This is a genomic window from Cellulomonas sp. A375-1, assembly GCF_001040865.1.
In the GTDB taxonomy this organism is placed as follows: domain Bacteria; phylum Actinomycetota; class Actinomycetes; order Actinomycetales; family Cellulomonadaceae; genus Cellulomonas; species Cellulomonas gelida.
The window spans coordinates 1-2,897 of sequence record NZ_LFKW01000140.1 but is presented as its reverse complement, the minus strand read 5'-3'; the positions used below and the strand labels follow the sequence as shown (position 1 = coordinate 2,897).

At 75.4% G+C, this 2,897-nt stretch carries 3 protein-coding genes; all 3 read right to left on the bottom strand.

What is annotated here, in order from left to right:
- Positions 1-111 precede the first annotated feature (111 nt).
- Positions 112-804 carry a type 1 glutamine amidotransferase gene (locus CWIS_RS15180; protein ID WP_053071776.1) on the bottom strand — a complete coding sequence of 231 codons (693 nt, stop codon included), beginning with the start codon at positions 802-804 and terminating at the stop codon, positions 112-114.
- Positions 805-809: 5 nt separating this feature from the next.
- Positions 810-2,264 (bottom strand): GuaB1 family IMP dehydrogenase-related protein, encoded by a 1,455-nt coding sequence (locus CWIS_RS15175; protein WP_048344173.1) that lies wholly within the window; start codon positions 2,262-2,264, stop codon positions 810-812.
- Positions 2,265-2,381: 117 nt separating this feature from the next.
- A partial coding sequence (locus CWIS_RS19055) for a S9 family peptidase (RefSeq protein ID WP_048344172.1) occupies positions 2,382-2,897 on the bottom strand: 516 nt, incomplete at its 5' end.

The following is a 2,897-nucleotide window of genomic DNA, read 5'->3' as shown; positions in this document are numbered from 1 at the left end:
CGCGCAGCAGTCGCGCGGGGTCCGTGGGCCACGGGACACCCCGGCCGACCAGGGCGACGAGGTCGTCGCGCGCGTCCGTCGCCGCGTCGTGCGGGCGGGGGCCGGGCGCGCTCACCCGCGCGTCCGCACCTGCTCGGCGAACCCCTGGACCAGCTTGTGCGCGGCAGGGACGAGCGTCGGCAGATGGCGTGCGCCATCCGAGCGGATCGTCGCGAGCTCTTCGTCGTCCAGGTCGGCGGTCATCGTCGGCGTGGTGAGCCACAGGTCGAGCAGGGACGGCTCGACCTCGACGTGGAACTGCACGCCGAGCGCGCTGCCCGCCCGGAAGGCCTGGACGGGCGTCGTGGGGGTCGAGGCGAGCAGCGTCGCGCCGGGCGGGAGGTCGATCGCGTCGCTGTGCCAGTGCAGCACGGTCGGGCGCGAGCCGAGCGGCCCGAGCACGAGGTCGTCGGCGACGACGTCCACGGGCGCGAACCCGATCTCGGTGCCGTGGCGGCGGTGCAGGTGCGCCCCGAGCGCCATGCCCAGCAGCTGCGCACCGAGGCACACGCCGAGCACGGGGACGTCCGCGTCGACCGCAGCGGCCAGGAGTGCGCGCTCGGCCGCCAGACCGGGGTGGCCGCGGTCGTCGTCGGCGTCCATGGGACCGCCCATGACGACCACGCCCGAGACCTCGTCGAGCTCGGGCAGCACGGGGTCGGCGGTGCCGACGACCGTGCGGACCCGCACCGGGGCGTCGAGCCCCGGTGCGATCAGACCGGGTCCCTCGTACGGGACGTGCGTGAGGACCAGGACCGGGCGCACGCGTGTCACCACCCGTCGGGGAGGGGACGCCCCTCCTCGTAGCCGGCGGCGGACTGGATGCCGACCGTCGCCCGCTCGTGGAGCTCGGCGAGCGTCGAGGCGCCCACGTAGGTCGCCGCGGAGCGCACGCCCGACGTGATGTGGTCGATCAGGTCCTCGACGCCCGGCCGGCGCGGGTCCAGGTACATCCGCGAGGAGGAGATGCCCTCCTCGTAGAGCGCCTTGCGCGCACGGTCGAACGCCGAGCCGCCGCGGGTGCGCGCGGCCACGGCGCGCGCCGAGGCCATGCCGAACGACTCCTTGTAGAGCCGGCCCGAGCTGTCCTCGTGCAGGTCGCCGGGGGACTCGTGCGTCCCCGCGAACCACGATCCGATCATGACCTGCGAGGCTCCCGCGGCGAGCGCGAGCGCGACGTCACGCGGGTGGCGGACGCCGCCGTCCGCCCACACGTGCGCACCGAGCCGCCGCGCCTCGGCGGCGCACTCGAGCACCGCCGAGAACTGCGGCCGCCCGACGGCGGTCATCATGCGCGTCGTGCACATCGCGCCCGGGCCGACGCCCACCTTGACGATGTCGGCGCCCGCCTCGACGAGGTCGCGCGTGCCCTCGGCCGTCACGACGTTCCCGGCGACGACCGGGACCTGCGGGTCGAGCGTGCGCACGGCGGCGAGCGCGTCGAGCATCTTGCGCTGGTGGCCGTGCGCGGTGTCGACGACGATCGCGTCGATCCCCGCTTCGAGCAGCGCGGCGGCCTTGGCCTTGACGTCGCCGTTGATGCCCACCGCACCCGCGATGCGCAGACGGCCGGCCTCGTCGAGCGCCGGACGGTAGATCGACGAGCGCAGCGCGCCGATCTGGGTCAGGACGCCGACGAGCTGCGAGCCGCGCACGACGGGCGAGAACTTGCGCCGGCTGGAGTGCAGCTTCTCGAAGGCCGCCTCGAGTCCCCGCACGCCGCCGTTCTCGACCACGTCGAGGTCGACCGTCGTCGGGTGCGCCGTCATGACGTCCTCGACCTGCGTGAAACGGTCGACGCCCTGGCAGTCCGCCTCGGTGACGACGCCCACCGGGACGCCGTCGGCGACGACGACCGCCGCGCCGTGCGAGCGCTTGCCGATCAGCGTCAGCGCGGTGTGCACGGTGTCGTGCGGCGCGACGACGACGGGGCTCTCGACCACGGGGTGCGCGGCCTTCACCGAGCGCACGACGTCGGCGACGACCTCGACGGGGATGTCCTGAGGGATCACGGCCATGCCGCCGCGGCGGGCGACGGTCTCCGCCATACGGCGGCCGGCGACGGCGGTCATGTTCGCGACGACGAGGGGCACGGTCGTGCCGGTGCCGTCGGTCGACGCCAGGTCGACGTCGAAACGGGAGGTGACCTCGGAACGCGACGGGACGAGGAACACGTCGCCGTAGGTGAGGTCTGAGGTGGCCGAGTGGCCAGGCAGGAATCGCATCGGGGTTCCCCCTTTCCTCCGCATCTTACCTGCGGCGTGCGCGACCCTCAGGTCCGGGCCGCCCAGGTCCGGGCTGCCCGGCCCCCGGCCGCCCGGGTCCAGGCCGGCAGCGCAGGCTCAGGCGGCGAGGTCCACGAGCCAGTCGAGCGCGACGGGCAGGGCGTGCAGCACCGAGACGTGGCCGTCGTGCGGGCGCTGCCAGAGCTGCGCGTCGGGCAGCAGGTCGAGCAGGCGTCGCCCGTGAGCGGGCGGCACGACCCGGTCCACACCGCCGTGCACGAGCAGCACCGGGACCCGGACGTCGGCCGGGGCGAAGCCCCACGGGCTCGCGTACGCGACGTCGTCGTCGATCGCGCCGTCGGGCCACGCCTGGCCTGCGGGGCCGGCGTCCTCGCCGAGCGCGCCCCACGCACCCCGCAGCGCGGCCCAGTCCGCCTCGACGAACCCCGCGACGCCGTCGTCGTCGGCGAGTGCTGCTCGCTCGTCGCGTCCGCTCGCCGCCGCCCGGAGCGCCGCGTCCGACGCCATGCCCGCCGCCCAGTCGAACCCGTCGAAGGGCGCCAGGCCGGCCAGGCTCACCACTGCCGTGGCCCGCTCGCCGAGCAGCGCACCGCACGCGAGCGCGTGCGGCCC

What these genes read in the sequence shown, in the direction of transcription:
- CWIS_RS15175 (WP_048344173.1), bottom strand. Translation starts at nt 2,264, where the DNA reads ATGCGATTCCTGCCTGGCCACTCGGCCACCTCAGACCTCACCTACGGC.